The sequence below is a fragment of the Nonomuraea bangladeshensis genome (genome assembly GCF_039529455.1).
In the GTDB taxonomy this organism is placed as follows: domain Bacteria; phylum Actinomycetota; class Actinomycetes; order Streptosporangiales; family Streptosporangiaceae; genus Nonomuraea; species Nonomuraea bangladeshensis.
The window spans coordinates 392,997-417,949 of the sequence record NZ_BAAAMV010000006.1; the positions used below are offsets into that span (position 1 = coordinate 392,997).

General features: G+C 71.9%; 18 protein-coding genes. 6 read left to right on the forward strand and 12 right to left on the reverse strand.

Annotated elements, in window-relative coordinates:
* Window positions 1-36 precede the first annotated feature (36 nt).
* The 3 genes from ABD292_RS21370 to ABD292_RS21380 are packed head-to-tail and all read right to left on the reverse strand — an operon-like array spanning window position 37 to window position 4,286.
* Window positions 37-474 (reverse strand): hypothetical protein, encoded by a 438-nt coding sequence (locus tag ABD292_RS21370; RefSeq protein WP_344209834.1) that lies wholly within the window; start codon window positions 472-474, stop codon window positions 37-39.
* Window positions 471-3,059, reverse strand: coding sequence for a multicopper oxidase domain-containing protein (locus ABD292_RS21375; RefSeq protein WP_344209836.1), 2,589 nt, complete (start codon window positions 3,057-3,059; stop codon window positions 471-473). Before ABD292_RS21375 ends, ABD292_RS21370 begins: the two co-directional genes overlap by 4 nt.
* A 12-nt stretch (window positions 3,060-3,071) precedes the next feature.
* Window positions 3,072-4,286: an MFS transporter gene (locus tag ABD292_RS21380; protein ID WP_344209838.1), complete on the reverse strand. Its 1,215-nt coding sequence runs from the start codon at window positions 4,284-4,286 to the stop codon at window positions 3,072-3,074.
* A 279-nt stretch (window positions 4,287-4,565) separates the two neighbouring features.
* Here ABD292_RS21380 and ABD292_RS21385 point away from each other — a divergent pair, with 279 nt between their 5' ends.
* Entirely contained in the window at window positions 4,566-4,949 is a 384-nt protein-coding gene (locus tag ABD292_RS21385) for a hypothetical protein (protein WP_344209840.1), read from the forward strand.
* A 50-nt stretch (window positions 4,950-4,999) separates the two neighbouring features.
* Here ABD292_RS21385 and ABD292_RS21390 read toward each other — a convergent pair whose 3' ends face one another.
* The 5 genes from ABD292_RS21390 to ABD292_RS21410 form a co-directional block, all read right to left on the reverse strand.
* Window positions 5,000-5,926, reverse strand: coding sequence for a CU044_5270 family protein (locus ABD292_RS21390; RefSeq protein WP_344209843.1), 927 nt, complete (start codon window positions 5,924-5,926; stop codon window positions 5,000-5,002).
* Window positions 5,923-6,495 (reverse strand): RNA polymerase sigma factor, encoded by a 573-nt coding sequence (locus ABD292_RS21395; RefSeq protein WP_344209845.1) that lies wholly within the window; start codon window positions 6,493-6,495, stop codon window positions 5,923-5,925. The genes ABD292_RS21390 and ABD292_RS21395 overlap by 4 nt, the downstream gene beginning before the upstream one ends.
* A gap of 113 nt (window positions 6,496-6,608) precedes the next feature.
* Window positions 6,609-8,930: an acetyl-CoA acetyltransferase gene (locus ABD292_RS21400; RefSeq protein WP_344209847.1), complete on the reverse strand. Its 2,322-nt coding sequence runs from the start codon at window positions 8,928-8,930 to the stop codon at window positions 6,609-6,611.
* 356 nt (window positions 8,931-9,286) lie between these two features.
* Window positions 9,287-9,448, reverse strand: a complete 162-nt coding sequence (locus ABD292_RS21405) for a hypothetical protein (RefSeq protein WP_344209849.1) — start codon at window positions 9,446-9,448, stop codon at window positions 9,287-9,289.
* A 123-nt stretch (window positions 9,449-9,571) separates the two neighbouring features.
* Window positions 9,572-12,421, reverse strand: coding sequence for an alpha/beta hydrolase (locus tag ABD292_RS21410; RefSeq protein WP_344209851.1), 2,850 nt, complete (start codon window positions 12,419-12,421; stop codon window positions 9,572-9,574).
* Between the two features lie 213 nt (window positions 12,422-12,634).
* Between ABD292_RS21410 and ABD292_RS21415 the strand changes: the two genes are divergently transcribed.
* A complete protein-coding gene (locus tag ABD292_RS21415) occupies window positions 12,635-13,138 on the forward strand; it encodes a RidA family protein (protein WP_344209853.1) in 504 nt (167 codons plus the stop codon).
* Window positions 13,139-13,157: 19 nt separating this feature from the next.
* Here the strand turns inward: ABD292_RS21415 and ABD292_RS21420 are convergent, their stop codons facing one another.
* Window positions 13,158-13,994: a PhzF family phenazine biosynthesis protein gene (locus tag ABD292_RS21420; protein ID WP_344209855.1), complete on the reverse strand. Its 837-nt coding sequence runs from the start codon at window positions 13,992-13,994 to the stop codon at window positions 13,158-13,160.
* 71 nt (window positions 13,995-14,065) lie between these two features.
* Window positions 14,066-14,866 carry a 2OG-Fe(II)-dependent halogenase WelO5 family protein gene (locus tag ABD292_RS21425; protein WP_344209857.1) on the reverse strand — a complete coding sequence of 267 codons (801 nt, stop codon included), beginning with the start codon at window positions 14,864-14,866 and terminating at the stop codon, window positions 14,066-14,068.
* Window positions 14,867-15,110: 244 nt separating this feature from the next.
* Between ABD292_RS21425 and ABD292_RS21430 the strand changes: the two genes are divergently transcribed.
* Window positions 15,111-18,230: an AfsR/SARP family transcriptional regulator gene (locus ABD292_RS21430; protein ID WP_344209859.1), complete on the forward strand. Its 3,120-nt coding sequence runs from the start codon at window positions 15,111-15,113 to the stop codon at window positions 18,228-18,230.
* A gap of 7 nt (window positions 18,231-18,237) precedes the next feature.
* Here ABD292_RS21430 and ABD292_RS21435 read toward each other — a convergent pair whose 3' ends face one another.
* Together ABD292_RS21435 and ABD292_RS21440 are read right to left on the reverse strand one after the other, a co-directional pair.
* Window positions 18,238-18,873 (reverse strand): response regulator, encoded by a 636-nt coding sequence (locus ABD292_RS21435; RefSeq protein WP_344209861.1) that lies wholly within the window; start codon window positions 18,871-18,873, stop codon window positions 18,238-18,240.
* Window positions 18,870-19,994 (reverse strand): sensor histidine kinase, encoded by a 1,125-nt coding sequence (locus ABD292_RS21440; protein ID WP_344209863.1) that lies wholly within the window; start codon window positions 19,992-19,994, stop codon window positions 18,870-18,872. The genes ABD292_RS21435 and ABD292_RS21440 overlap by 4 nt, the downstream gene beginning before the upstream one ends.
* A gap of 285 nt (window positions 19,995-20,279) precedes the next feature.
* Between ABD292_RS21440 and fdhA the strand changes: the two genes are divergently transcribed.
* The 3 genes from fdhA (at window position 20,280) to ABD292_RS21455 (ending at window position 24,887) form a co-directional block, all read left to right on the forward strand.
* A complete protein-coding gene (fdhA, locus tag ABD292_RS21445) occupies window positions 20,280-21,503 on the forward strand; it encodes a formaldehyde dehydrogenase, glutathione-independent (protein ID WP_344209865.1) in 1,224 nt (407 codons plus the stop codon).
* A gap of 133 nt (window positions 21,504-21,636) precedes the next feature.
* Window positions 21,637-22,110, forward strand: a complete 474-nt coding sequence (locus ABD292_RS21450; RefSeq protein ID WP_344209866.1) for a hypothetical protein — start codon at window positions 21,637-21,639, stop codon at window positions 22,108-22,110.
* A 137-nt stretch (window positions 22,111-22,247) separates the two neighbouring features.
* Window positions 22,248-24,887: a DUF7825 domain-containing protein gene (locus tag ABD292_RS21455; protein ID WP_344209868.1), complete on the forward strand. Its 2,640-nt coding sequence runs from the start codon at window positions 22,248-22,250 to the stop codon at window positions 24,885-24,887.
* The last annotated feature ends 66 nt before the right edge of the window (window positions 24,888-24,953 follow it).

Genomic DNA, 24,953 nt, shown 5'->3' on the forward strand with positions numbered 1-24,953 from the left:
AAGTCCCGCCTGTCGGGCCGATCGGCCCTCAGGTCCTTATGTCGCGGGCAGGGCGGTGGCCAGCAGCACGACGCCCAGCGAACCCACCAGCGACGTCACCGCCATCACCCGGGCGAGCCGCGGCCGGCCCGCGCCGGTCAGCCACCCGTGCGCCCCGGCGGCCGCCATGACGGCGCAGAACAGCACCAGCTTGGCCGCCAGGATCCGGCCGTAACCGGGCTCGGCGAGCGAGGCCCACGTCACGCCCTTGTGCCAGGCGATGGCCACCCCGGTGGCGAGCTGCACCGGCAGGAACACCGCGGCGGTGAGCAGCCCGAAGCGGCGGCCCACGGCGCTCAGCACCTGGCCCCGCCGCTGCTCGTCCAGCAGCCGCCGGGCCGGCGGCAGCAGCACCAGCGACACCGACAGCTGGCCGCCGACCCACAGCGCCGCGCCCAGCACGTGCAGGAACCGCACCACCGACCACCACGTCATGACGCGCTCACCTCGAACAGCCCGTGCGCGCCCGCCTCGGCCCGGCGCATCGTGTGGTCCACCACCGGATAACGGCCCGGCTCGGGAAAGACCAGCTCGGCGAAGCCGCCCTGGGCGGGGGCGAGGTCGAGCGTCTGTGCCCCGCCGGGGTCGCCGGATCGCAGCGCGTACGCGCCCTCCTTGTAGACGGTGTCGAACGGCGCTCCGACCACGTGCAGCGACGTGCCCGAGCTGGGCCCGGCGGCCACAGCCCACAGGCGTACGCGCTCGCCCGCCTCGGCGCGCAGCGGGGCGTGGTCGTAGCCGGCGGCGGCGCCGTTGAACATCCAGCCGTCCGGCTCGCCCGCCCGCAGCTTGGCGACCTGGGCCTCGCTGCCGGGCTCGCCCAGGTGGAGCTCGCCCTGCACCAGGAGGTATTCGCGGTCCACCGGCGGCAGGCCGGGCGGGTCGATGACGACCGCGCCGTACATGCCGTTGGCGATGTGCTGCGTCATGGGCATGGTCGAGCAATGGTACAGCCAGGCTCCGGCGAACTCGGCGCGGAAGCGGTACGTCAGCCGCTCCCCCGGCTGGATCGTCCGCATCGGGCCGTCCGGGGCGGTCGCCCCGGCGTGGAAGTCGATGCCGTGGCCCATCGTGCCGCCGTTGACGAACGTCACGACGAACACGTCACCGACCTTGCCGCGCAGCACCGGGCCCGGCATGGTCCCGTTGAACGTCCACACGCGCTGCCGCACCCCCGGCGCGACCTCCTGGACGGCCCTGTCGTCGGCGCGGATCTCGACGTGGTGCTCGGTGCCGCCGGGCGCGGGCCGCAGGCTGGCGTCGTACGGCTTCCAGCCCGGCGACATGGGGGCGGCGAGGTCGAGGCGGGCGGGGCCGGACGGGTGCGCGCCGGCGTGCCCGGCGGCGTGGGCGGAAGTTCCTGTGGGGACGATCCGCATCGTCATGCCCGCCGCCCGATGCCCGGCCACCGTGCACCAGCCGTCCACGGCCGCGCCGAGGGCCGCCAGCTTCAGCGTGGCGCTCTGGCCGGGGGCGAGCGCCGGAGTGCGTTCACCGGTCTCCATGCGCAGGTCGTGGCGCTGGGCGTCGGCGTTGGTGATCCGCAGCGTCAGGACCGTCCCCAGGGGCGCCTCGATCACCGCCGGGCGGACGCTCATCCCGGACAGCGTCACCTCGACCGTACGGGAGCCCGTCACGGTCGCCGTCGCCGGGCCCGGCCCGCCCGTCGTGGCGACGACCACCGCGGCCGCCGTCAGCAGGCAGCCGGCGACGACCCCGGCCACGGCCGGCATTGACCGCCGCTGGTGACCGCCACCCGCAGGGCTCGCCATCGCCGCATCCGCCGTCTCCTGCGCCGGGCGGGCGCGGACCAGGGCGGTGACCGCCAGCGCGACGAACGCCACGGCCGAGCCCAGGACGAGCGCCCAGCCCAGCAGCACCACCGGGGACGGCACCGGCAGGACCAGCAGCGGCACCCCCACGTTGAGCGCCGCCAGCCGCACGGCCCAGCCGCGCTCCAGCAGCGCCGCGTTCTCCTTGAACCGGGCCGGCCCGCCGCCCAGCACCGCGGGCAGCAGGTGCAGCAGCGAGCCGAACAGCACCTGGGCGACGAACCCGACGAGCACCAGCGGCAGCAGCGGCTCCAGCGCCGCCGCCACCCCGGCCGCCGGGCGGGTGGCGACGACCACCGCGTTCGCGGCCAGCGCCACCTCGAACCAGCCGATCGCCGCGCCCAGCATCCAGGCGGCCCCGCTGTGCGGCCGCCTGCGCCGCAGCGCGTCGGCCGGCGGCACGAGCGCCGCCAGCGCTCCCATCGCGTACGCCACCAGCCCGGCCAGGGCCGCCCACCGCGAGCCCGCCAGCAGCCCGCCGGTCGCGACCGCCAGCCCGGGAGCGGCCAGCCGCAGCCCCAGGCGCGAGGCCCGGCGCGTCCCGTCCGCCATCCGGGTGCGCAGCACCGTGGGCCAGAGCGTGAACAGCGTGCCGAGCACGGTCAGCCCGACCCAGCCGAACAGGTTCACCACGGCGTGCGCGGCCTGCGTCCGCTCGTGCGCGGCCCCGTGCCCGACATCGGCGGCCAGCAGCCCGCCGAGGACGCCGCCGGTGGCGAGCGCTCCTGCGGCGGCGACGTACCAGCCGATGACGTGGCCGAACCGGCCGGGCAGCGCCTGACGTACCAGCCTGACCAGCACGGCGGCGTGCCACAGCACCACCCCCGCCACCACCGCCGCGCCGGCGGCGGCGACCTGCCACGGCCCCACCGACACCCCGGCCAGCACCGCGACCGTGGCCCCGTTGAGCAGGCCGAGCCTGGCGAGGCTGCCGCGGTGCGGCGGGGTGCGGACGCGCAGCAGCGCGACGGTGAAGTGCTCGCTCCAGATGAGGATGGCCGTGCTGATCGCGCCCAGCAGGAAGACGTGGACCAGCAGCCAGCGCGGCGCCGGCAGCACGCCGCCCGCCAGGGCCGCCACGACGGTGAGGGCGAGCCAGCCGACGACGACCGCGTTCGCGCGCAGGTGCCACGAGGCACGGGGACGCGGCGGTCCGCCGCGCTCCACCCGGATGTCGACCGGACCCACGTCACCGACCTCCTATCGGGCGCCGGCCGTGCGGCGGACGGCCACCGAACGGATCACGGTCACCGTCAGTGCCAGGGTGAGCGCGGCCGTGACGGCCAGCAGGCCCAGGCCGAGCCCGTACGAGCCGAGCCGCCCGTAGACGAAGCCCATCAGCAGCGGCGGGACGAACCCGCCGAGCCCGCCCGCCGCGCCGACCAGTCCGGTCACCGTGCCGACCTTGTCGGCCGGCGCGACCTGGGCGACGAGGGCGAAGGTGGCGCCGCTGCCCGCGCCGAGCGCGGCGGCCATGGTCAGGAAGGCGACCGTGCCGACCGGCATCAGCCCCGGCGTCAGCGCCTGCACCCCGGCCGAGACGGCGATGACGACGAACACCCCGGTCAGCACGGGCACGGGACCGACCCGGTCGGACAGCCAGCCGCCGAGCGGCCGGGCCAGGACCGCCAGCACCACGAACCCGGCCATACGGTTGGCGGCGTCGGCCTGTTCGAGGCCGTAGCCGGTCTGGAGGTAGGCGGGCAGGTAGACGGAGAAGGCGACGTAGCCGCCGAACGCGACCGCGTACAGCACGCACGCCTGCCACGTGATCGGCAGCTTCAGCGTGGCCGCCATGCGCGTCATCAGGGGCTGGGTCGCGACGCTGCGGCCGGGCGCGTCCCGCAGCACCAGCCAGGCGGCGATCGCGTAGGCGGCGAGAACCCCGGCGGTGATCAGGAACGGCGTGGCCGCGCCGCCGGCGCGCACCAGGGGCACGGTGGTCAGCGCGCTGATCGCGGTGCCGCCCATCCCCGCGCCGAAGACGCCCACCGCGAAACCGCGGCGGTGCGGCGGGAACCACGCGTTGACGAACGGCACGCCGACGGCGAAGACGGTCCCGCCGACGCCGAGGAAGAACCCGCCGACCAGCAGCGCGGCCAGCGAGGTCTGCCCGGCGACGCCGATGAACAGCACGGGCACGATGGTGGCGGCGGAGACGATCGGGAACATCGCCCGCCCGCCGAAGCGGTCGGTCAGCGCGCCGACCGGGATGCGGCCGAGCGAGCCGACGATCACGGGTACGGCGACCAGCAGCGCCTGCTGCCCGGCCGACAGCCCGAGCAGCTCCTTGCAACGCGGCCCCAGCGGGCTGAGCAGCGCCCACGCCCAGAAGTTCACCGCGAAGCCGAGGGTCGCCATGCCGAGCATCAGCGCGGGTACGCGCGCGTGAGGAGAGGCTGGTGCGTTCGTCATGAACCTCAAGATCCCGCCCTCCCCCGGGTCGCCGGCAGGGACCAAAGTCCCTCGAAACCCGTCCGATGGCCCGTCTTCCGCCGCCCTGCGGAGCAGGAGAACGTAAAGGGCGGCCATGAAAACAATCGCGGCCGATAAAGGAGATGTGCTGCGCATGTTTGGCCGGAGAATATGCGCGCGGCGCCGGAACAATAATGTCCGGCGCCCGTCTTGACGCCGCTCGGAGAGAGGGGTTCACGATGGAGGGGTCAGCGGAGAACGCGAACCGCGGGAGGAACCATGCTCAAGGAAGCCTGCGCTGTCAGCGCCCTTGTGGCGGCCGCCCTCGTCCCTTCGATGCCTTCGCAGGCGCAGGCCGCGAACGCCGGCGCCACAACCTCGTCCATCGATTCCTCCAGCTCGCTGGCGCCGAAATGCAAATGGCTCCAGGAGGGCGACAGGAGATGTTATTACTGCCGCGCCAAGAAAGGCAGCGGATACAAGAGGCAGTACTGCGAGCGGCGGCGCGGCGAGTCCCAGAAGCAGGGCAGCCAGTCCCGCAAGCCGATGGACCTCGAATGCGTGACCACCAAGAAGCCGACCACGAACAGCCCGAACCGCACCTGCAAGGTCTGCACGGACGCCAGCACCGGCAAACGCGTCTACCAGGAGTGTGACAGCTAGCGCCCGCGGAACGCCCCGCCCGGGTGGTCACTCCCCGGGCGGGGCTGCGGTCAGGGGAGCTGGCCGGGCTCGTCCACGATGCCGGAGAAGAGGACGGACATCGCCGCGGCGTCCTCGCCCTGCCCCACCACGACCCCCAGGTAGTGGTAGTCCTCGGGGTCGAGGATGTAGGAGCCCTTGCCGGCCTCCCCGAGGTCGAGCACGACGCCGATGCCGGTGCGGCCGTCGCCGTCGGTCGCGTTCTGCTCGATCCTGACGTTCGGGATCCTGGCCAGCGCCCGGTACATCGCGGCCGCCGTGTCCGGTGGCACCAGCGGGCCGTAGCTCATGTACCAGCCGATCGCGCCGAACGCCTTCACGTCCTGCTCGGTTCCCGCCGGGCACGCGGGGGCGCAGATCGACAGCGGCGTCAGCTCGCGTGGCAGCGAGCGGAAGTGCCGGAGCAGCGCGTCGGGGTCGGTGGGCAGCCGCCGCAGCTCCGCCATGGTCTTGCCCGGGTGTGTGGGGCCCCGCTCGGCGGCGGCGACCTTCAGCTTTCCGCCCTCCGTGCGGATGGCCGTCCGGGTGCCGTCCAGCTTGTCCCAGCTCTCGTAGGTCGGCAGGTCGCCGCCGGGCATGTGCTGCGACTGCTGCCGGTAGTACCACTGGTCCGGGCTGGGCTCGGCGGCCGTGCTGGACGCGGCGGCGAGCGCGGCCCGCTCCAGCACGGTCGCGGTCGCGGTCGGGCGGTGCGCCACGGGGGGCCGGACGCCCTGCTCGGCGCCGCCCCGCGTGAGCTGCCAGCCGCCCACGCCGACGACGCACGCGGTGGCCAGCGCGAGCCCCCACCGGAGCCGGGGCAGGCGGCGCGACTTCACCGGCCGGCGGCGAGTACGGAGCTCGGCGAGGCGGCGTTCCACGCCGCTCAGGTCCTGTCGCGCGGGCACCTCCGCGCGCATCCGCTTCACCAGGTCGAACTCGTCGTGGATCTTCGTCACCAGCCCGCTCCTTCGTCCTCGGCCGCCGGGTCCAGCCCGCGCAGCGCCCGGCGCAGCGCGAACCGGGCCCGGTTGATCCGCGAGCGCACCGTCCCGACCGGGATCCCGAGCGCCCCCGCCGCCTCCTCGTACGTCAGCTCCGCCCACATGACCAGCAGCAACGTGTCCCGGTGCGCGCGCGACAACCCGGCCAGCGCCTTGGCCAGCCGCTGCCGCGCCGCGCCCGCCACCACCCGCCGCTCCACCTCGTCGGTGAACGGCTCCACCACCGGGTCCGCCCCCGTACGGCAGAGCGCCCGGTAGAGCGCGATCTCCCTGCGGCGGTGCTGGCCGATCAGGTTGGTGGCGATGCCGTACAGCCAGGAGCGCTCGTCGCCGCGCGCCACGTCGTACGACTCCAGGTGCTGGAACGCCTGCGCGAACGTCTCGGCCACGACGTCGTCGGCGGGTTCGACGCCGAGCCGCCGGATGACGTACCGCTTGAGCCCCGGTCCGTGCTGGGTGAACAGCTCGGCGAACCGGTCGGAGAGTGGCCGCGCGGGCGCGTCCGTCCAGCTCTCATGTCGCATCTCGTGCCTCTCATGTCATCGTGCTGACAGAGGTGATTGGCACGAGCAGGGCCGGCGGTTCCATCAATTTCAGCGGTTGCGCCAGCGCGGCGGGCGTTTCTCGGCGAACGCGGTCAGGCCCTCCGTGACGTCCTCGCTGACCATGAGGTCGTCCAGCGCGGGCGACGGGTGGGTGACCGCGTCCACGACGTCCGGGATGCCCTGCGTCTCGGCCATGATCTGCAGGGACGCCGTACGGACGTCGGCGAGCTCTCCAGGAGCTCCCTGGCCAGCTCCCGCGCGCCGGCCAGGGCCTGCCCCGGCTCGGTCACCCGGTTGACCAGACCGTGCTCCAGCGCCTCGGCGGCGGTCAGCCGGCGGCCGGTGAGGATCATCTCGGTGGCCAGCTTGCCGGGCAGCGCCCTGGGCAGGCGTACGAGGCCGCCCGCCGCCGCGACCAGACCCACCTTGACTTCGCTCAGCGCGAAGCGGGCCGTCTCGTCCGCCACGACCAGATGGCAGGCGAGGGCGATCTCGAACCCGCCGCCCATGGCGAAGCCGTTGACCGCCGCGATGACGGGCTTGGTCATGTTCCGGCGGCTCGTGAGGCCGGCGAAGCCGTTCTTCGGCACCCACATCGGTTTGCCGGAGGCTGAGTAGAGCAGGTCGTTGCCCGCCGAGAACGCCTTGCCGCCCGCGCCCGTGATGATCGCCACCCACAGGCCGGGGTCGGCGAAGTAGGCGTCGAAGACCGCGTCCAGCTCGTCGTTCGCGGGCGGGTGGAGGCTGTTGCGGCTGTCCGGGCGGTTGATCGTGACTTCCAGGACGTGGCCGTCGCGGCGTACCAGCACGTGCTCGTAGTCGTCGCGCAGCACGGCGGCCCTGGGCGGAAACAGCTCGTCCATGAGGGCGTCGTCCACCGCCACCCGGTTGCCGAACCCGAACGAGCGGACGTGGACCCGCCGCCCGATCGGCTCGCCGGTGGTGAGCAGGCCGAGCGTGCGCTCGTCGTCGCTCGTGGCGATGAACCGGCGGCCGTCGGCCTCCAACCGGCCCACGACGATCCCGGTGCGCTTCCCACCCCTGCCGTGCTTGACCGTGTAGGTCTCGATCGTGGCCCAGCCGTCGGCCTGGAACGCCTGCTCGACGCCGGGCCGGGAGTCGAGCTCGGCCTGGAGGGCGGCGCTGCGGTCCGGCCGCCATTCGGCGGGCGTGGTGGAGTAGACGCCGGCCGAGTACTTGCTGAGCGAGCCGCCGTTCGCGCCGACCAGCCCGTACGCGCCCGGCTGCGCGCGCAGCCGCTGCACGGTCTCGGCGATGGCGTGCATCGAGTAGTTGTTGCCCGCGCCCCCGAAGAACGGCAGCCCGCCGGTCACGGTCAGCTCGCGCGAACCGTCGGCGGGCAGGCCGAGGCCGTCGCAGACGGCGGACACGGCGATCGGGAAACAGGAGTAGAGATCGATCACGGCCAGCTCGTCCGCCCCGATCCCGGCCTGCTCCAGCGCGTGCCGTACGGCCAGCACGGCAGCGGGACTGCCGCTCAGGTCGGCGCGCTCCAGCAGGCCGCGCTCGCGCAGGTCGGCGTGGCCGTGCAGGAACACCCACCGCTCGGGTGGCACCCCCAGCCGCCGGGCCTCGCCCACGGACATCAGCAGCACGGCCGCGCCCTGGTTGACCTTCTCGCGGGCCACTGTGTAGCGGGTGTAGGGCTCGGCGATGTAGCGGTTCTTCTCGCTGGGCGTGACCAGCTCTTCGGCGGTGCGCTCTACGGGGGCGGCGGCGTGCGGGTTGGCCGCCGCGACCTTCGTGAACGGCGCGAACAGCGCGCCCATGCCGGCCGCGTACTCCTCCCGCGTCTGGCCGAGTCGGGCACGGCGGGCGTTGTCGAAGAGGGCGTACTGGCTGAGCGCGTCCGTCAGCCCGTGAGCCGCCTGCTGCCGCGAGACCAGCCCCTTGAGCCCGTAGCCACGATCCTCCAGGTCCCCTTCGACGCTCTCGCTGAAGTCCGGCTTGTCCTCGGCCTTCGCCAGATGCTGCGCGGTCGAGATCGCCTCGGACCCGAAGACCAGCACCACCTGCGCCTCGCCGTCCGCGACGGCAGCCGCCATCTCGTTCACCAGATGCTGCGGCCCCTGCCCCCCGACAACTTCGAGGATCGCCCGCCGAGGAGCGGCCCCCACCCGTGCGGCGACCGAACGCGGATAGTTGGTGGACCTGCCCAGGGGCGACGGAATGCCGGGCGTCGAGATCTCGAACTGCCGCACACCCGCGACCGTGTCCACGGCGGCGGCCACCTCGCCGGGGTCCGCCCCGGTGTCGACGAGCGCCTCGCGCGCCGCCGCGGCGGCAAGCTCGACGGCCGACAGACGACCGTAACCGGGCTCCCCGATCCGCTCCGACGCCTGCCCCACGCCCACGAGCACCGGCGTGCGCGGATCAAGATCCTGGTACGTCATCCACCTGCTCCCGCCATTTGCAGACGCACATCGTCTCAAACACGGCGAGAGTATCCCCGCTCAACAGGGCGGACAACCACGGACCACCGCGATGCGCCCGTGCCTGGAACACGGATGCCGACCGCCGCCGGGTGCGGTCGGCGGGCCGCGACGCGACTCTCCCGCCGGTCGCGGCCGGCATCGGCCATGCGATCTCGATGATCAGCTGCCTGCGACGCATTGGTCAGACTGGCGCGTATCGGGTTCGGCGAATGAACGGCGCTGAAGTGGTGGCGCTGGACGGATGAGGGGCGAGTTCGATCGCCCGTACAGCTTCGGACCTCGTTTTCACCTAGTCAATTTCTGCCCAGCCGAGTTCAGAAAATTTCGGCCGCTCTGACCCGTAGTTCAGCGGCTTGATGCTCCGATTCCAATGCCTGGCGGGCAAGCTGCCGGGCCACTTCGACCAAGGTCAGCTCCTCGGCCACCGGTCCCTCGTCGATCGCCGAGCCCTGCGGCCCATGCTCAGGTTTCGCCACTATTGTCTCCTTTCGAAAGTGGTGGCCCTCCCGAGATTCCTTGCTCACTCAAAATAGCCTGCCGCCTCCTCCATCGTCAGCCCAACAACGCCAGGTCCATGGCGGTCTCGCGAGAGACACATTTCATTCGTCGCCGTGCAGAAGCCTGCGGATGTCGTCGCGAAGCTTCCGCGTCCGCAACGTGTCCGCGTGGCGGTCCCCCAGTACGCGGGCACGGCGGGCGAGCAGCGACTTCGCCTGCTCATAAGCCATGTCGAACTTGTGCAACTCAAGAAGAACGGCGATGTAGGCGAAGGTCAGCGCCATGGCATGGACCTCGTCGAGACGTTCCTCGTTGCGCGCCAGGGTGGCCTCCGCCTCCCTCTTCGCATCGTCGATGCGTCCTTGGGCGTGCAACGCCCGCACGAGCGTGCCCCGGACAAAAAGGACCTCGTTGAGGGGCGAGATCCCCTCAGGATCCCACTGCCGCAGAATTTCCTGGCACATTTTCTCGGCCAGCGCGGCGCGGCTTCCGTCCTGGGCCAGGATGGCACGGGCGAGGCTGTGCTTCACGACCATGCTGTCCGTGTGGTGCGGATCGAGAGCGTCTTCGGCCTCAAGAATTCCCCACAGGAGTTCTTCCGCTTCCTGCCAACGGTCGTTCTGGACCAGAATCGCTTTCGCGAGCTTGTGCCGACTGGCCCAGGTGTCTCGATCGTTCTCGCCGAGCACGCGTACACGGTCCGCGATCAGTTCACGTAGTCGCGTCTCCGCGACCTCGGGCTGACCGATCTCGATCAGCATGCGCCCGTGCTCGTGCCGCAACTCCATGATCTCCCTGTCGTCCGGGGAGAAACCGTACGAGGAGCAGTGATCTATGAGCCTCGGAAGGAATTCGTTCGCCGGCGACAGAAGTCCGGCGGCGATGAAATACCTGCTGGTGCGGCGGGCAAGTCTCAATGCCTTGCGGATGAGGTCCTGATCACCTGGGAGCTTACCGACGACGGTGTTGGTGATCTGCACGACATGCGGCGCCACCAGCCGCCAGAGTGCGCGGTCCTCGCTCTGGTCCGGATCGGACTCCCCCAGCGCCTCCTCCAGCATCCGCAGCGCGAAGCCGTAGTAGGCGTGCTGCCGGGTCGTCACGTCATGGTCGTCGCGCAGGACGAGATGGACGGCCGGATGCATGGACACCGTCTGCGTCACGTACTTGCCCAGCCCGCTTCGCTGACCACCGATCGCGTCCAGGGAGACAAGGCCGACATCCTTCAATCGCTGGACTATCTTGTCGATCTCCGGTGTGGGATGGCCGTCGAAGAGATCCGCGTGAGCCAGCCGGGTCGCGATGCCGACCGGATAGGGAATCGCGCTCGCGTTCATGCACGCCAGCACTTTCAGGAACGGCCCCGCCTGCGGCATCCCGGCCTTTGCGAGCGCCTCCATCGAAATCTTGAAAACCTCGTGCACGAGGTCCAGGCCCAGTTGCTGATCCAACGGGCCACTGCCGGGCACCGCGGTCAGACGGGACTCCAGATCTCTCCGGTAGGCAGTGAACGTCCGTCCGGTGCCAGTGGGGTGGTCGTAGCTGTTCTTGATGTACCGTGCAGCGCACCACAGCGCGAGCGGTAATCCGCCCAGCGCTTTGGAGAGCAACCGCGCGTCTTCCCGCGTGCCCGCCGCCGATCGCCCGACGATCTTGGTCAGCATTGCGATGCCGTCATCCTCGGACAACGGGTTGATCGGACGGACCTGGCACCAATGTCCCCACGTGGTCTCGTTCCGATCGTGGCTGGTGACGATCACCCGGCCGTTCTCGGTGGCCGGCTCGCGCAGCCAGCCTCTGCCGTTGGCGACCTGTCCGGTACCGGCGGCGAGAGCGTCGGCGTTGTCGGCGTTGTCGAAGACGAGAAGCCATGGGCGCTCGTAGGTCTCCAGCGCGTTCCAGATCACGTCTGGAACGTTCCGCGTACTCGTCGCCTCGATCAGAGCACTCTTCGGGACACCCAGGCGCAGCCCCAGTTGCTGCACCACGGTATGCAACTCCGTCGTGTTGATCCACCACACATCGCGTTGAAGACGCATGCGGTAGGCCACTTCGAGCGCCACCCTGGTCTTTCCCACGCCGCCCAGCCCAGCGAGGACGCAGACTTTCGCGTTCCCGGCCAATATGGCCTCGACCTCCTCTGCGCGCCCCTCAAGATGGCTCGGCCCTCGTTGCGACCACGGAGGCTCGATCGACCTCTGCCTGGCGCCTTCAAGGGATGGGACGTCGGCGGGAACGGCGACCGGCGCCGCCAGTGGGACATCGCGTCCGCCCGCCGATGACCATGCCTCGCGCAGCAGCCGTTTGAAAAGGAGATAGGACTCGTCGTCAGGGCCATTCGGACGGATGATCGACTTGTGATCACCGGGCACGGTCTCCCGGTTGCGGAAGGGGTAGGTGGCGTCGGCGTTAGGTGACACGGCGTCGGTCGCTCCGCCGCAAGCGGTGATGGAGAAGGGGCAGTTGTCCTCAAGGCTCTCGATGGCCGGGACATCCGGCTGCATGCGGCGGTGCAACCACTCCTGCGGATGACTGCGAAGCAACCGCCTTCTCAGCCCCAACGCGATTCTCGAACCCCCGTTTGGGCATGCGTACATCAGCAAATGGATGATCTTTGAGAGATCATATTGGCCCTCGCCCCGCAGCACCCTGGAAAGGAACGTCTGGACGACTATTCCTCCCTGGCTGTGCGTCACCAGGAACACCTTTTGACCTTCCGGGATGTTGAGACGAAGCCACGATCCCAGATTGTCGGCAATGTCGCTGAATGTCGGGATCCGACGCGAAAAACTGGCAAGGAAGAACGGTGACGAGTATTGGAAGCGCAGCACCGTTGTCATGCCAGAGAGATCAGGATCTGTCCGAATTGTCCACTCGAAGCGCTTCCAGGTCCTTGGGCTTGAGAAGAGGCCATGGACGAAGACCACGCAGATACGATCACGCCTGTTCATGCCACGCCTCCATCTCGAGCCATCGCTAGACAACCGATGTTCATCACGATAGTCCGCAAACCCACGGTTAAGTCCAGACCCAGGAGAAGATGCCTGGACTATTCGTGATCGCGATAACGCCGCGTGGAGTGGTCGAACTTGCGGAAGTATAGGTAGATTCGGACATTGAACAAAATGCTTCACACTGACTACACGGACACGTATGTTGTTGTCATGAGAAGGGCATCTCCTGCGAGAAGACTCGCAGAACTCGGCCTGAAGCTTCCGCCCGTCAGCCCGGCGAAAGGTTCTTATGTCCCGGCTGTAGCGGCCGGGGACCTCCTGTTCGTGTCCGGCCAGGTTCCCATGGCCGATGGGGAAGTGGTCGTCACCGGCAGGGTGGGCGACCGGGTCACGGTGGAGACCGCGGTCCTGCTGTCGCGCCAGTGCGCGCTTGCCGCGCTCGCCGCTGCCGACGCGATCGTGGGGCTCGACCGAATCGCGCGGGTGGTCAAGGTGGTGGGCTATGTGTCCTCAGCGCCTGGCTTCACCGCACAGGCCAACGTCGTCAACGGTGCCAGTGACCTGTTGTTCGAGGTCTTCGGGGAGGCCGGACAGCACGCTCGCACGTCGATCGGGGTCGCGGCGCTGCCCCTTGACGCTCCGGTCGAGATCGAACTGACCGTGCAGATCGCCCCGGAGGAGTCGTCCGTCACGGCGGCCGGCGGCACACCATGACCGCGCACAGACCCGCCGTTCACAACCGGACCGCGGTCCCTGTCACAGCTATGCCGACGGCCGGATCCGCAGGAATGGAAACGGTGATGGTGCTGGGGCGGCCCATGTCCTGCCCTTGAAGGACGGTCACCGCCGCCGGGAGCGCGACAAGACCCAGCGCGCGCAGGTAACCCCCGAAAGCGGCCGCGGCCGCACCGGTCGCGGGATCCTCCGTCACGCCCCCTGGGGGGAACGGGTTTCTGGCGTGGAACACCTCGTCGTTCTCGCGCCACACCAGGTCGATCGTCGTCCACTTGGCACGGTCCATCAGGGTGGCGAGGAGCGGAAAATCGTACGAGAGGTGAGCGAGGCGTTCACGGGTGCGAACTGCAATGATCGGGTGGGAAGCGCCCGCGTACGCCACCCGAGGGGGAAGCGCGGCATCGAGATCGGCGTGCGACCAGTGCAGGGCGTTGAGGAGTTCGTCGAGGAGCGCCGCCTCCATGTCCTCCACCCGTGGCGGCACGCTGACGAGCGTCGCGACCGTGAGTCCGGCAGAGGTCACCGACGTGGACACCTCGATCGGGCCGGCTTGGGTCTGCAGCAGAAGGTCTCCGGGTCCGTGCAGATCAGCGAACGCCACCGCCGTCGCAATCGTGGCGTGGCCGCAGAAGGGCACTTCGACCTTGGGACTGAAGTAACGGACAGTGAGCGTCCTGTCTGCTCCCTCAGTGATGAAGGCCGTCTCCGAGTAACCGACCTCCGCAGCGATCTCGAGCATCCGGCCGGAGGTGATCCCCTCGGCATCGAACACCACCCCCGCAGGATTTCCACCGTCAGCGCGTTCGCTGAAAGCCACGTACCGCAGCATTCTCATGGTGGCACGCTAATCCTATTCCGAACGGCCGACAACCGATTCCACAGAACCCGCTCCGATCGGAATCGGGATCAGCCCCAGGTGAGAAGCTGTCCGGTATCCGTCATTGAAACGGAAAAGCCGAGAGCTATCCTACGTCCACCGCCGCTGGGCCGTACCGCGTGAAAGTACCTCGGCTCCAGCAGCACCGCCTCGCCGATACGCGGAATCATCTGGAACGATTCGGCGTCGCCGACCACGGACTCCTTGAACCCGTAGGATCCGGCGGGTTTGTGCTTGTCGTCGGCCGGGTGCCAGCGATGACGCCATACCACCGTCTCACCCCCGGAATCGGGCACGCTGAGATACAGGTTGAAGGCGAACTGGCAGATGACGTTGGCGTCCAGGAAGCCGTCCGAGAACTCCCGCTGCGCGTCGTCGAAGTGCACGAGGAACCCTTGGTTGGGTTCACGGGCGACTCCGGCGCCCATGACGCGGCCATCGTGCCTGGCCACTTCCACGGGCTGGGGCAGATCGGCGCCCAGCCTCGTCCGGCACAGCTCGAACGGGTCGAACGGCAGACTCAGTTCTTCCCATGCACGGCGGCTCTCATCCACCGCGGCCCAATACTCCTCGGATATCGTGCCGTTGTGGCGATGGTCGCTGACCCCCACGCCGAATCGCATCACCTCCGGCCATACTCGGGCCCGGCCGTATGCGGCGAACTCTACCTTCAGCAGAGCATTCATCACCAGCGCGCACTCGTCCGGAGAAAAGAAATCGGGCACCCTGATCGCGGCACATCGCCCAGCCGCGAGATCAGCGATCAATCGGCGCTCGAACCGGCCGGAGACCGCCGGGACAAAGAAGCGATCATGTTCATTGGCTGTCACCACAGGTACCCTCCGACCCATTGGACGGCCTTATGCCCGGATTATACTGAAGGCTATGAGTAGCGCCTAGCCCTAGAACTGCCGGGGCATATTTGAAGGACCCTCAAAATGTTCTGCCGGGTGCGGCCAAAATGCCGCAGGGCGCGGTCGCGAGACTGTTTGCAGCATCCGATCACCATGGCCGTCATCACCCGACCGACCAGCCGCCTACGTAGCGGGTCCGGAGGTTCGGCAGAATGCTCGTGTGCGCGTGGGATTGCTGGGGCCGTTCGAGGTCAGGGGCGGTGACGGGGGCCTCGTGGAGGTTCCCGGGGTTCGGTTGCGGGCGTTGCTGGCGGCGCTCGCGCTCGAACCCGGAAAGATCGTCGCTCGGTCGAGGCTGGTCGAGTGGATCTGGGGGGAGCGGCCGCCTGCGGACGAGGTCAACGCTCTGCAGGCGCTGGTGTCCCGGCTGCGCAGGGTGCTGCCGGACGGTGTGGTCGAGGCGGACGCCGGCGGTTACCGGCTGGTCCTGAGCGCCGAGGCCGTGGATGTGTGCCGGTTCGAGGGCCTGGTCGGGCGGGCGCGGGCCGCCGAGCCGGCGGAGCGGGCGGAGCTGTTGCGTACGGCTCTCGGGCTGTGGCGCGGGGCGGCCATGGCGGAGATCGGGCCACGGGACAGCGAGCTGTTCGAGGCCGCCGTCGCGCGCCTGGACGAGCTGCGCGTGGCCGCGCTCGGTGACCGGGTGGAGGCGGACCTCAAGCTCGGGCGGGGCGCGGAGCTGGTGTCCGAGCTGACCGATCTGGTCGCCACCTACCCGTTGCGTGAGGGGTTCGTGGCGGCGTTGATGCGGGCGCTCGCCGAGGCGGGGCGCGGGAACGAGGCGCTGACCGTCTACCAGCGCACCCGTGAGCGGCTCGCCGACGAGCTGGGCGCCGATCCGTCGGCCGAGCTCTCCGCCCTGCACACCGCGCTGCTGCGGGGCGAGCTGGGCGGGCGGGCGGACACGCGCCGGACGAACCTGCGCGCCGAGCTGACGAGCTACGTCGGCAAGGACGACGACCTCGCCGCCGTCGCCGGGCTGACCGCCAGGCACCGGCTGGTCACGCTGACGGGGCCGGGCGGCTCCGGCAAGACCAGGCTGGCGGCGGAGACCGCGAGGGCCGCGCTCGGCGAGCTGCCGGACGGCGCGTGGCTGGTCGAGCTGGCCCCGTTACGGGCGGGCGGCGACCTCGCCCAGGCCGCGCTCACCGCGATCGGCCTGCGTGACCAGGCGCTGCTCGGCGGGGCGCGGGCCGGGGAGCCGATGGACCGGCTCGTCGTCGCGCTGCGGGAGCGGGCGATGCTGCTCGTCCTGGACAACTGCGAGCACGTGATCGAGGCGGCCGCGGCGTTCGCGGACCGGCTGCTGGGCGAGTGCCGCGGGCTGCGGATCCTCGCCACGAGCAGGGAGCCGCTCGGCATCACCGGCGAGGTGCTGTGGCAGGTCGAGCCGCTGGCGCTGCCCGACGACCCCGCCGGGGCCGGGGCCTCGCCCGCGGTGCGGCTGCTGCGGGACCGCGTCGAGCTGGTACGCCAGGACCTCGGCGGTGACCCGCGCACCCTGGCGGCGATGGCCAGGATCTGCCGGGCGCTCGACGGCATACCGCTGGCGATCGAGCTGGCGGCGGCGCGGCTGCGCACCATGTCCGTCGAGCAGCTCGCGCACCGGCTGGACGACCGGTTCCGGCTGCTGACCGGCGGCAGCCGTACGGCGCTGCCCCGGCACCGGACGCTGCGCGCGGTCGTGGACTGGAGCTGGGACCTGCTGAGCGAGGCCGAGCGCGGGGTGCTGCGGCGGCTCTCGGTGTTCGCGGGCGGGGCGAGCCTGGAGGCGGCCGAGGCCGTGTGCGGCGACGGTCCCGACGGCGAGCCGGCACTGGACCTGCTCAGCGCGCTCGTGGAGAAGTCGCTGCTGCTCGCCGACGCGGACGCCGAGGGCACTCCGCGCTACCGGATGCTCGGCACCATCAGGGAGTACGCGGCCCACCGGCTCGCCGAGGCCGGCGAGGGAGAGCGGACGCTCCGGGCGCATCTCGCGTACTTCACCGAGCTGGCCGAGACCGCCGACCCGCACCTGCGCCGGGCCGGGCAGCTGGAGTGGCTGGCCCGGCTGGACGCCGAGCGCGACAACATCGGTACGGCCCTGCGCGGCGCGATCGCCGAGGGCTGGGCCGAGGAGGCGATGCGGCTGGTCGGGGCCGTGGGCTGGTACTGGTTCCTGCGCGGGCAGCGGATGGAGGCCATCGAGCTGAGCGTCGCGGCGGCCTCCCTGCCCGGTGAGGTGCCGGACGAGGTGCGGGCGATGGCGTACACGATCGTGGCGATCTTCGTGACCTCGGGGCCCGGCCGCGACCAGTTCCAGGCGGCGGAGTGGATCCAGGGGGCGCACCGGCTCGGCCGGCTCGGCCGGCGCCACCCCCTGGTCGGGTTCGTCGAGCCGCTGGAGCGGCTGGTACGGGAGCCCGCGGGGTTCCTGCCCGCGTTCGAGCCGCTGATCGCCGGCGACGACCCGTGGGTACGCGCGCAGGCCCGGCTCTCGCGCGGCCGGCTGCGGCTCACCCTCGGCGGCGACGAGACCGACGTGGACGCCGACATCGAGACCGCGCTCGCCGAGTTCCGCGCGCTGGGCGACCGGTGGGGGATCTCGCTGGCGCACAGCTATCTGGGCGACCGGCTCGGCATGCGCGGCGAGTTCGGCCGCGCGTGCGAGCACTACGAGGAGGCGAGCGCGGCCCTGGAGCAGGTGGGCGCGGCCGAGGACGTGATCGGCCTGCGGGCGCGGCAGGCGCAGCTCTACTGGCTGCTGGGCGACGAACGGTCCAGCGCGGCCGCGATGGCCGAGGCGGAGCGGCGCGCGGGCGGGATCGCCTGGCCGGACGTGCTCGCCGACCTGACGCTCGCCAAGGCGCACCTGGCCCGCTGGCGCGGCGAACCGGACCGGGCGCGCCGCCTTGTGGAGACCACGGATCCGGAGCTCACCGTTTCGACCCGGGCCTCGGTCATGGACCTGTACGGCTATCTCGCCGAGGACCTTGAGGAGGCCCGCGCGTGCCGCCGTACGGCGTTGGACGCGGCCGTGGAGGCGGCGTACCCGCCGCTGATCGCCGGTGCGCTGGTCGGGATCGCGGATCTCGCGCTGCGCCGGGGACGCCACGAGCAGGCCGCGTGGCTGCTCGCGGCGAGCGAGGGCGTACGCGGCACGCAGGACCACTCGCGGCCGGACGCCTCCAGGATCGCCACGGCCGCGCGGGACCGGCTCGGGGAGGCGGCGTTCGCCGAGGCGTCCGGCGAGGGCCGGCGGCGGGACTGGCGGGAGCTGGCCGAGCTCGCCCTCGCTCCGTGAGCGCGCGTCAGAGACCGTGCTCGCCGGCGTAGCGGGCGGCCTCGACGCGGTTACGTACGCCGATCTTGGCGAAGGCGTTGTTGATGTGCGTCTTCACCGTGGCCTCGCCGATGAACAGCGTCCCGGCGATCTCCTGGTTGGTCAGGCCACGGGCGATCAGTGCGAGCACCTCGGCCTCGCGGGCGGTCAGCCCGTCGGGCAGCGCGGCGCGGGCGCGCGGGGGCGGCTCGTCCAGGGCGGCCACCAGGCGGGCGGACACCCTGGCGTCGAACGTGGACTGGCCCGTGGCGGCCGAGCGGAGCGCCGCCCCTATCTCGGCGCGGCCGGCGTCCTTGGTGAGGTAGCCGCGCGCGCCCGCCTTGAGCGCCTGGACGATGGACTCGTCGTCGGTGTACGTGGTCAGGACGACGACCGCGGTGCCCGGATGCTCCCGGGTGATCCTGCGGGTGGCCTCGACGCCGTCCAGCACGGGCATGCGCAGGTCCATCAGGACGACGTCCGCGGGCCGGTCCGCGAGCAGGTCGAGCGCCGCCTGGCCGTCCGCCGCGGTGCCCACCACCTCCACGTCGCCGAGCAGCCCGAGCAGGGCGGCCAGCCCTTCGCGGATGAGCTGCTGGTCGTCCACCACAGCCACCGTGATCATTCCGGCACCTCGGCCGTCACCAGCCACCGCTCCCCCTCCCGGCCGCAGGTCAGAGCGCCGCCGGCCAGCGCCAGGCGCTCCCGCATCCCGGTGAGGCCGAACCCCGGCGTCCCTGGCGGGCCGCCGGTGAGCGCGTTGGCGACGCGGAGGCGCACCCGGTCGGCTGTGAAGGCCAGCTCCAGGTGGACGGGGGCGCCGGGCGCGTGTTTGGCCGCGTTCGTCAGGGACTCCCGCGCGGTGGCGAGCAGCGACACGGTCGCGGCCGACGACAGAGGTCGGGGCGGGCCGCTCCGCTCGAAGCGTACGGGGGAACGGTGGTCGTCCTCGTGGGTCCTGGCGAGCCCGCCGAGTGCGTCGGACAGCGTGGGGACGTCCTGGCGCAGCGCCGCGACCGCGTTGCGGGCCTCGGCCAGCCCTTCGCCGGCCAGTCTGCGGGCGCGGGCGATCGTGTCGATCGCTCCCGGGACGTCGCGGCGCTCCTCCAGCACGGCCTGCGCGAGCTCGAGCTGGACGCCGAGCGCGCCGAGCGAGTGGGCCAGCACGTCGTGGATCTCGCGGGCGATCCTGGTGCGCTCGTCGAGCGCCGCCGCGCGGGCCTGGACGGCCAGCGTGCGGCGGGTCTGTTCGAGCAGCAGCTCCGCCTGGCGGGCCTGGACGACGTGCTGGCGGTGGTTCACGCCGATGAGCGCCACCGCGAGCAGCAGCACCGCCTGCTCGGAGGCGTCGGCGAGCATGTCCTGGCCGAGGATCGCCAGCACGATGGCGACGCCGGTCGTCATCATGATCACGGTCACCGGCGGCGCCGCGAGTGCGGCGAACCTGGCCAGGAAGATGCAGGTCAGGATGACGGCGGAGCTGTCGGCGGCCGGGCCGAGCGCCGCCGCGGACACCAGCGTGGCCGCCGCCAGGAACGCCGCCGCACGCGCGGGGCGTCGCGGGTCGAGCGCCACGAACGCCAGCCAGCAGCCGGCCGCGGTCCCGTACAGGACCCAGACCAGGGGCGTCCCCTCGCGCGCGGTGAGCAGGGTGGCGGCCACGATGAGCGTGCCGAACACCTGCACGACCAGCCAGCCGGGCGCAATGGTGTCGGGCAGCGCCCACCTTCTCCGGATCTCGGGCATCTGCTGATTCCACCAGATCAGCGCAGGCTGGTGATGAGCTCGACGAGGATCAGCCGGTACGCGATGAACCCCACCACCACGACGATCCCGAGCGCCGCCAGTGCGATCCAGCTCCTGCCACCCATGTTGTGCCTCCCTGTGTGCCGGGTCGTTCTCCTTCGTGACCTGGAACGTTAGGGATCGGGGCGGGTGGAGCGGCACCACCGGATGGTGGAGACGGGGGTGGAGAGGCGTTGGGGCTATATTCAGAAAGGGGGACAAAAGCCCCGAGGAGGGAGAATCCTCATGCCTGGCAACAAAGGAGTCAAGTACGAAGGCCCAGGCAAGGTCGAGGTCCACGACATCGACTATCCGGAATTCACGCTGCAGGACGGCCCCGGCGTACACCCGGCCAACGTAGGCCGCAAACTGCCGCACGCCGCGATCATCAAGTCGGTCGCCACCAACATCTGCGGCAGCGACCAGCACATGGTCCGCGGGCGCACCACGGCGCCGCCCGGCCTCGTCCTCGGCCACGAGATCACCGGCGAGGTCGTCGAGACCGGCTCCGACGTGGAGTTCATCAAGAACGGCGACCTGGTGTCCGTGCCGTTCAACATCGCCTGCGGGCGCTGCCGCAACTGCAAGGAGCGCAAGACCGGCATCTGCGAGAACGTCAACCCCGACCGGCCCGGCTCGGCGTACGGCTATGTCGACATGGGCGGCTGGGTGGGCGGGCAGGCGCAGTACGTGCTCGTCCCGTACGCGGACTGGAACCTGCTGAAGTTCCCGGACAAGGACCGGGCGATGGAGAAGATCCTCGACCTGGCCATGCTCGCCGACATCTTCCCGACCGGCTTCCACGGCTGCGTGACCGCCGGGGTGGGGCCTGGCTCGACGGTCTACATCGCCGGCGCGGGCCCGGTCGGGCTGGCCGCCGCGGCGTCGGCGTTCCTGCTCGGGGCCGCCGTGGTCATCGTCGGCGACCTGAACGAGCAGCGCCTCGGCCAGGCCCGCAGCTTCGGCTGCGAGACCGTGGACGTGTCGAAGGGCGACCCGAAGGACCAGATCGAGCAGATACTCGGCGAGCCGGAGGTGGACTGCGGCGTGGACGCGGTCGGCTTCGAGGCGCGCGGCCACGGCCGCGAGGCGGAGAAGGAGCGCCCCGCCACCGTGCTCAACACGCTCATGGACGTCACCAGGGCGGGCGGCGAGCTCGGCATTCCCGGCCTGTACGTGACGGGCGACCCCGGCGCGGCCGACGAGGCGGCCAAGCAGGGGTCGTTGTCCATCCGTTTCGGCCTGGGCTGGGCCAAGTCGCACAGCTTCGCCACCGGCCAGTGCCCGGTCATGCGCTACAACCGGCAGCTCATGCAGGCGATCCTGCACGACCGGGTGCAGATCGCCAAGGCGGTCAACGCCACGCCGATCCCGCTGGAGGAGGCGCCGCGCGGGTACCACGAGTTCGACGAGGGCGCGGCACGCAAGTACGTCCTCGATCCGAACGGCATGCTGTCCACGGCGGCCTGACACCCGTATTGGACAGGTTTAGTCATGCTTTTCCCGACGAATCATCAATAACAGCCTCATTGCATTGCATTTCCGGCATTGCTTTGGGGGGATTCGTACCACTACAACCCCTTCAGAAGACTGGAGGGGTTGTATGGCGGGAATGACGGGCCGGCGCGTGGTCCGGCTGCTGGCGGCGGCCGTGGGGGGCGCCGTCGTGGCCGGAGTCGTGGGCGGCGGAGCGGCGCGGCTGCTGATGAGCCTGATCACGATCGCGGCGGCCGAGGAGAGCACGTTCACGCTGGGCGGCACGCTGGGCGTCCTGATGGTGTTCGCCGTGCTCGCCGCGCCGGCGGCGCTGACCGCGACCGCCCCGGCGGTGGTGCGGGTGGGCGGCCGGTGGGTGACCGCGGCCCTGACCGGGTTCGGCGTGGCGAGCACCGGGTTCTCCGACGGCGCGGCCATCATCCTGGCGCCCGACTCGCGCATGACGCTCATCGCGGTCCTGGTCGTCGGCTTCGGCGTCGTCGTGGCAGCGCACGGCCAGATCGCCCAGTACGCCTCCCGCCGCCTCGCCGGCGACGCCACCCGCCCCGCCGCCGCCGCGCCGGAGCCCGCCCTGGCCTGACCGGGTTCCGCCGCCGCACCGCCGCCGCGCCGGAGCCCGCCCTGGCCTGACCGGGGCTCCCGCGATCTGTCGGTGGCGGTCGTTACCGTCGCGCCCATGATCGCTTCTTTGGCAGCGCGGCGCGGCGAGGTGGCCGCATGAATCCCTGGCAGGAGGCCCTCGACCGCATCGAGGCGGGCGACGACCGGGACCTCGCGACGTTCCTGGACGGCCTGAGCGACCTCGGCCGGCGGGCGATCGCCGTGCAGCTCCCCGGGCACATGACCGAGGAGCTGCGCGGCGGGTTCCCCGCCCGGGCCGACATCGAGGGCCTGGCGACCGGCTTCCGGCTGGCCGGAGCGGCCTGCCTCACGGGCGCCGAGCAGGTCGCGGCCTGGCTCGACCGCAGGGAGCTGCGCAGGCCGCGCGACCCCGAGCTGGACGCCGCCCTCCTCCTCCCCCTGCTGCGCCGCCGCCCCCTGGAGTGGCGGCGCGACCTCGCCGTACGGCTGGCCGCGCGGCTCCGGCCGGCGACCGGCCGGCGGCGGTGGCAGCGCGCGGAGGGCGTGCCCGGCTGGGACCTCGTCGCCGCGCTGGTCACCGACACCGGCCTGGAGCCGCCCGACGGTGACGCCTTCGTCGTCGGGTGGGCCTGGCGGCTGGCCAGGCGGCGGCCCGGGGAGGACCTGGAGCTCGACCGCGATCCGCTGCTCGACGCCCTGCTGCCGCGCCTGTTCCAGGCGCAGGGCGTGGCCGAGCCGCTGGGGCGGAGCACGGCCATGACGGAGCTGGCCGCGCTGGCGCGTACGGGCCGGGTGCCGCGCGCGACGCTGGTCGACGGGTGCGCCTCCCGGTTCCTGGGCGGAGGCCCGGACGCGGAGATGATGCCGTTCGTGTGGCTCTGGCGGCTGCTCGCGCCGGAGCCGCCGGAGATCCCGGTGCTCGATCTCGTACGCCTGCTGCCATCGGCCGGTCCGACGGTGACCGAGCTGGCGGTGGAGGAGCTGCGGCGGGCCGAGGGGGCGGGGCTGCTCGACGACGAGCTGTTCGCCGAGGCCGTGGGGGCGCTGGCGTACCGGCCGGAGAAGAAGCTGGTCGAGGAGGCGGTGCGGTGGGCGGCGCGGGCGTCCGGCCCCCGCGGCGGCGGGGCGGTGCCCGCGCTCGCCGCCGTGTTCGACCTGGACGATCCCGCCCTGCGGGGGCGGGCGGTGCGGCTGGCGGTCCGGCTGGCCCCCTACGCCGGCGAGGCGGCCCGGGACGCGGTCCGCGAGGCCGCCGCCCGGCTGCCCGCCGACCTGCGCGAGCGCGTCGCGGCCGGCTACGGCGAGGTCGCCAAGGCCGAGCCGGAGCGACCGGTCGCCGCCGTGCTGCGCGCGCCCGCGCCGCCCGCTCTCGCGCCGCCGATCGCCTCGCCGGACGAGCTGGTCGCGGAGCTGCGGGCGCTCAACTGGCGGAGCGAGCCGGCGCGGTGCGAACGGGTCCTGGGCGGGCTCGTCGAGCTGACCCATCGCGACCGGGCGGCGGTGGTTGCGGCGCTGCGGCCGTGGTTGGAGGAGACCCTGCCGGACGGGGAGCCCGCCCAGCACCACCTGTACGTGTTCGGAGGCAGCAGGATTCCCTTCCTGGTGCTCCGCTGCGCGCTGGCGATCATCGCCCCCAAGCGGAGCCGGCAGCTGAACCAGGTGCCGGAGGGCTACCACGACTCCTCGGAGTGGGTCGGCCAGCGGCTCGTCCGGCGGCGGCTGGCGGAGGTGATCGCGCTGTTGGAGGACGGGCGCACGGTGCCCGCGCTGCTCGCCACGCCGACCTCGGCCACCGGACACGTCGACGCGGCGGTCCTGGTGGAGCGGATGGAGCGGCTGGAGGGCCGCGAGCCGCTGCCGGCCGACTTCGAGCAGGCGCTGCTGCGGCTGCCCCGGCGCTGCGATCCCGAGCTGGTCGTACGGGCGGAGAAGCTGCCGGGCGAGGCGGGACGGACGCTGGCCGCCTGGCTGCGGGACGGCGGATGGCCGGATCCGGTCGTGCGCGTGACGCCGTACGAGGAGGAGCGGTCGCAGTACAGCTACAGCCCGCGGAGCTGGTCGCGCCGGGTGCGGGTGGAGATCGTGGCCCCCGAGGGCCTGCCGACGTGGCTCGCCGCGTCATGGGGCGTCGACCATCGCGGCCCCGACTACCTGTCGTCTTCGGACGACCCTCTGTGGGGGCCGCTGGTGCTGCCGTCGCACCGCGAGCTCGTGGCCGCCGCCCTGCTGCGCTGCCGGCCCTGGGTGTCCGACGGCAATGACGCCAGGATGACCGCCCTCGCGGCCCTGGCCCACGGCGACGGCCCCGTGGGGGCCGCCACCGCGATGCTGATCGCGGGCGGGCTGGGGCACCGGCGGGACGCGCAGCGGGCGGCGGCGGCCGAGGCGGCGCTCACGCTCGCGGCGCGCGGGCAGCTTCCGGCCGCCGACCTCGGACGGGCCGTCGCGCGGCTGATCGACGTCGAGTTCGTGGTGCTCAAGCGGATCACCGCCGCGCTCGACGGCCTGACGGCGGCGGGGGCGCACGCCGAGGTGTGGGCGGTGCTGGCCGAGGCTCTGCCCGCCCTGCTGCCCCGGTCCGGCGAGCGGCCCCGCGCGGGGCTGGGCGAGCTGCTGGCGGTCGCGGCGCGGGCCGCCGCGCTCGCGGGGGCGCGCGGCGAGGTCGCCGGGCTGGCCGACATGGCCGCGCGCAAGGGGTCGAGCCGCGTCCTGTACGAGGCCCGCCACCTGCACGTGACGCTGACGGCCCCCGGAACGGCACCCGGCCGAACGTGACGCCGACGGTGCCCGGGACGACACCCGGCCGCTGACGGCCCACGCGAAGACAGCCAGCCGTAGGTG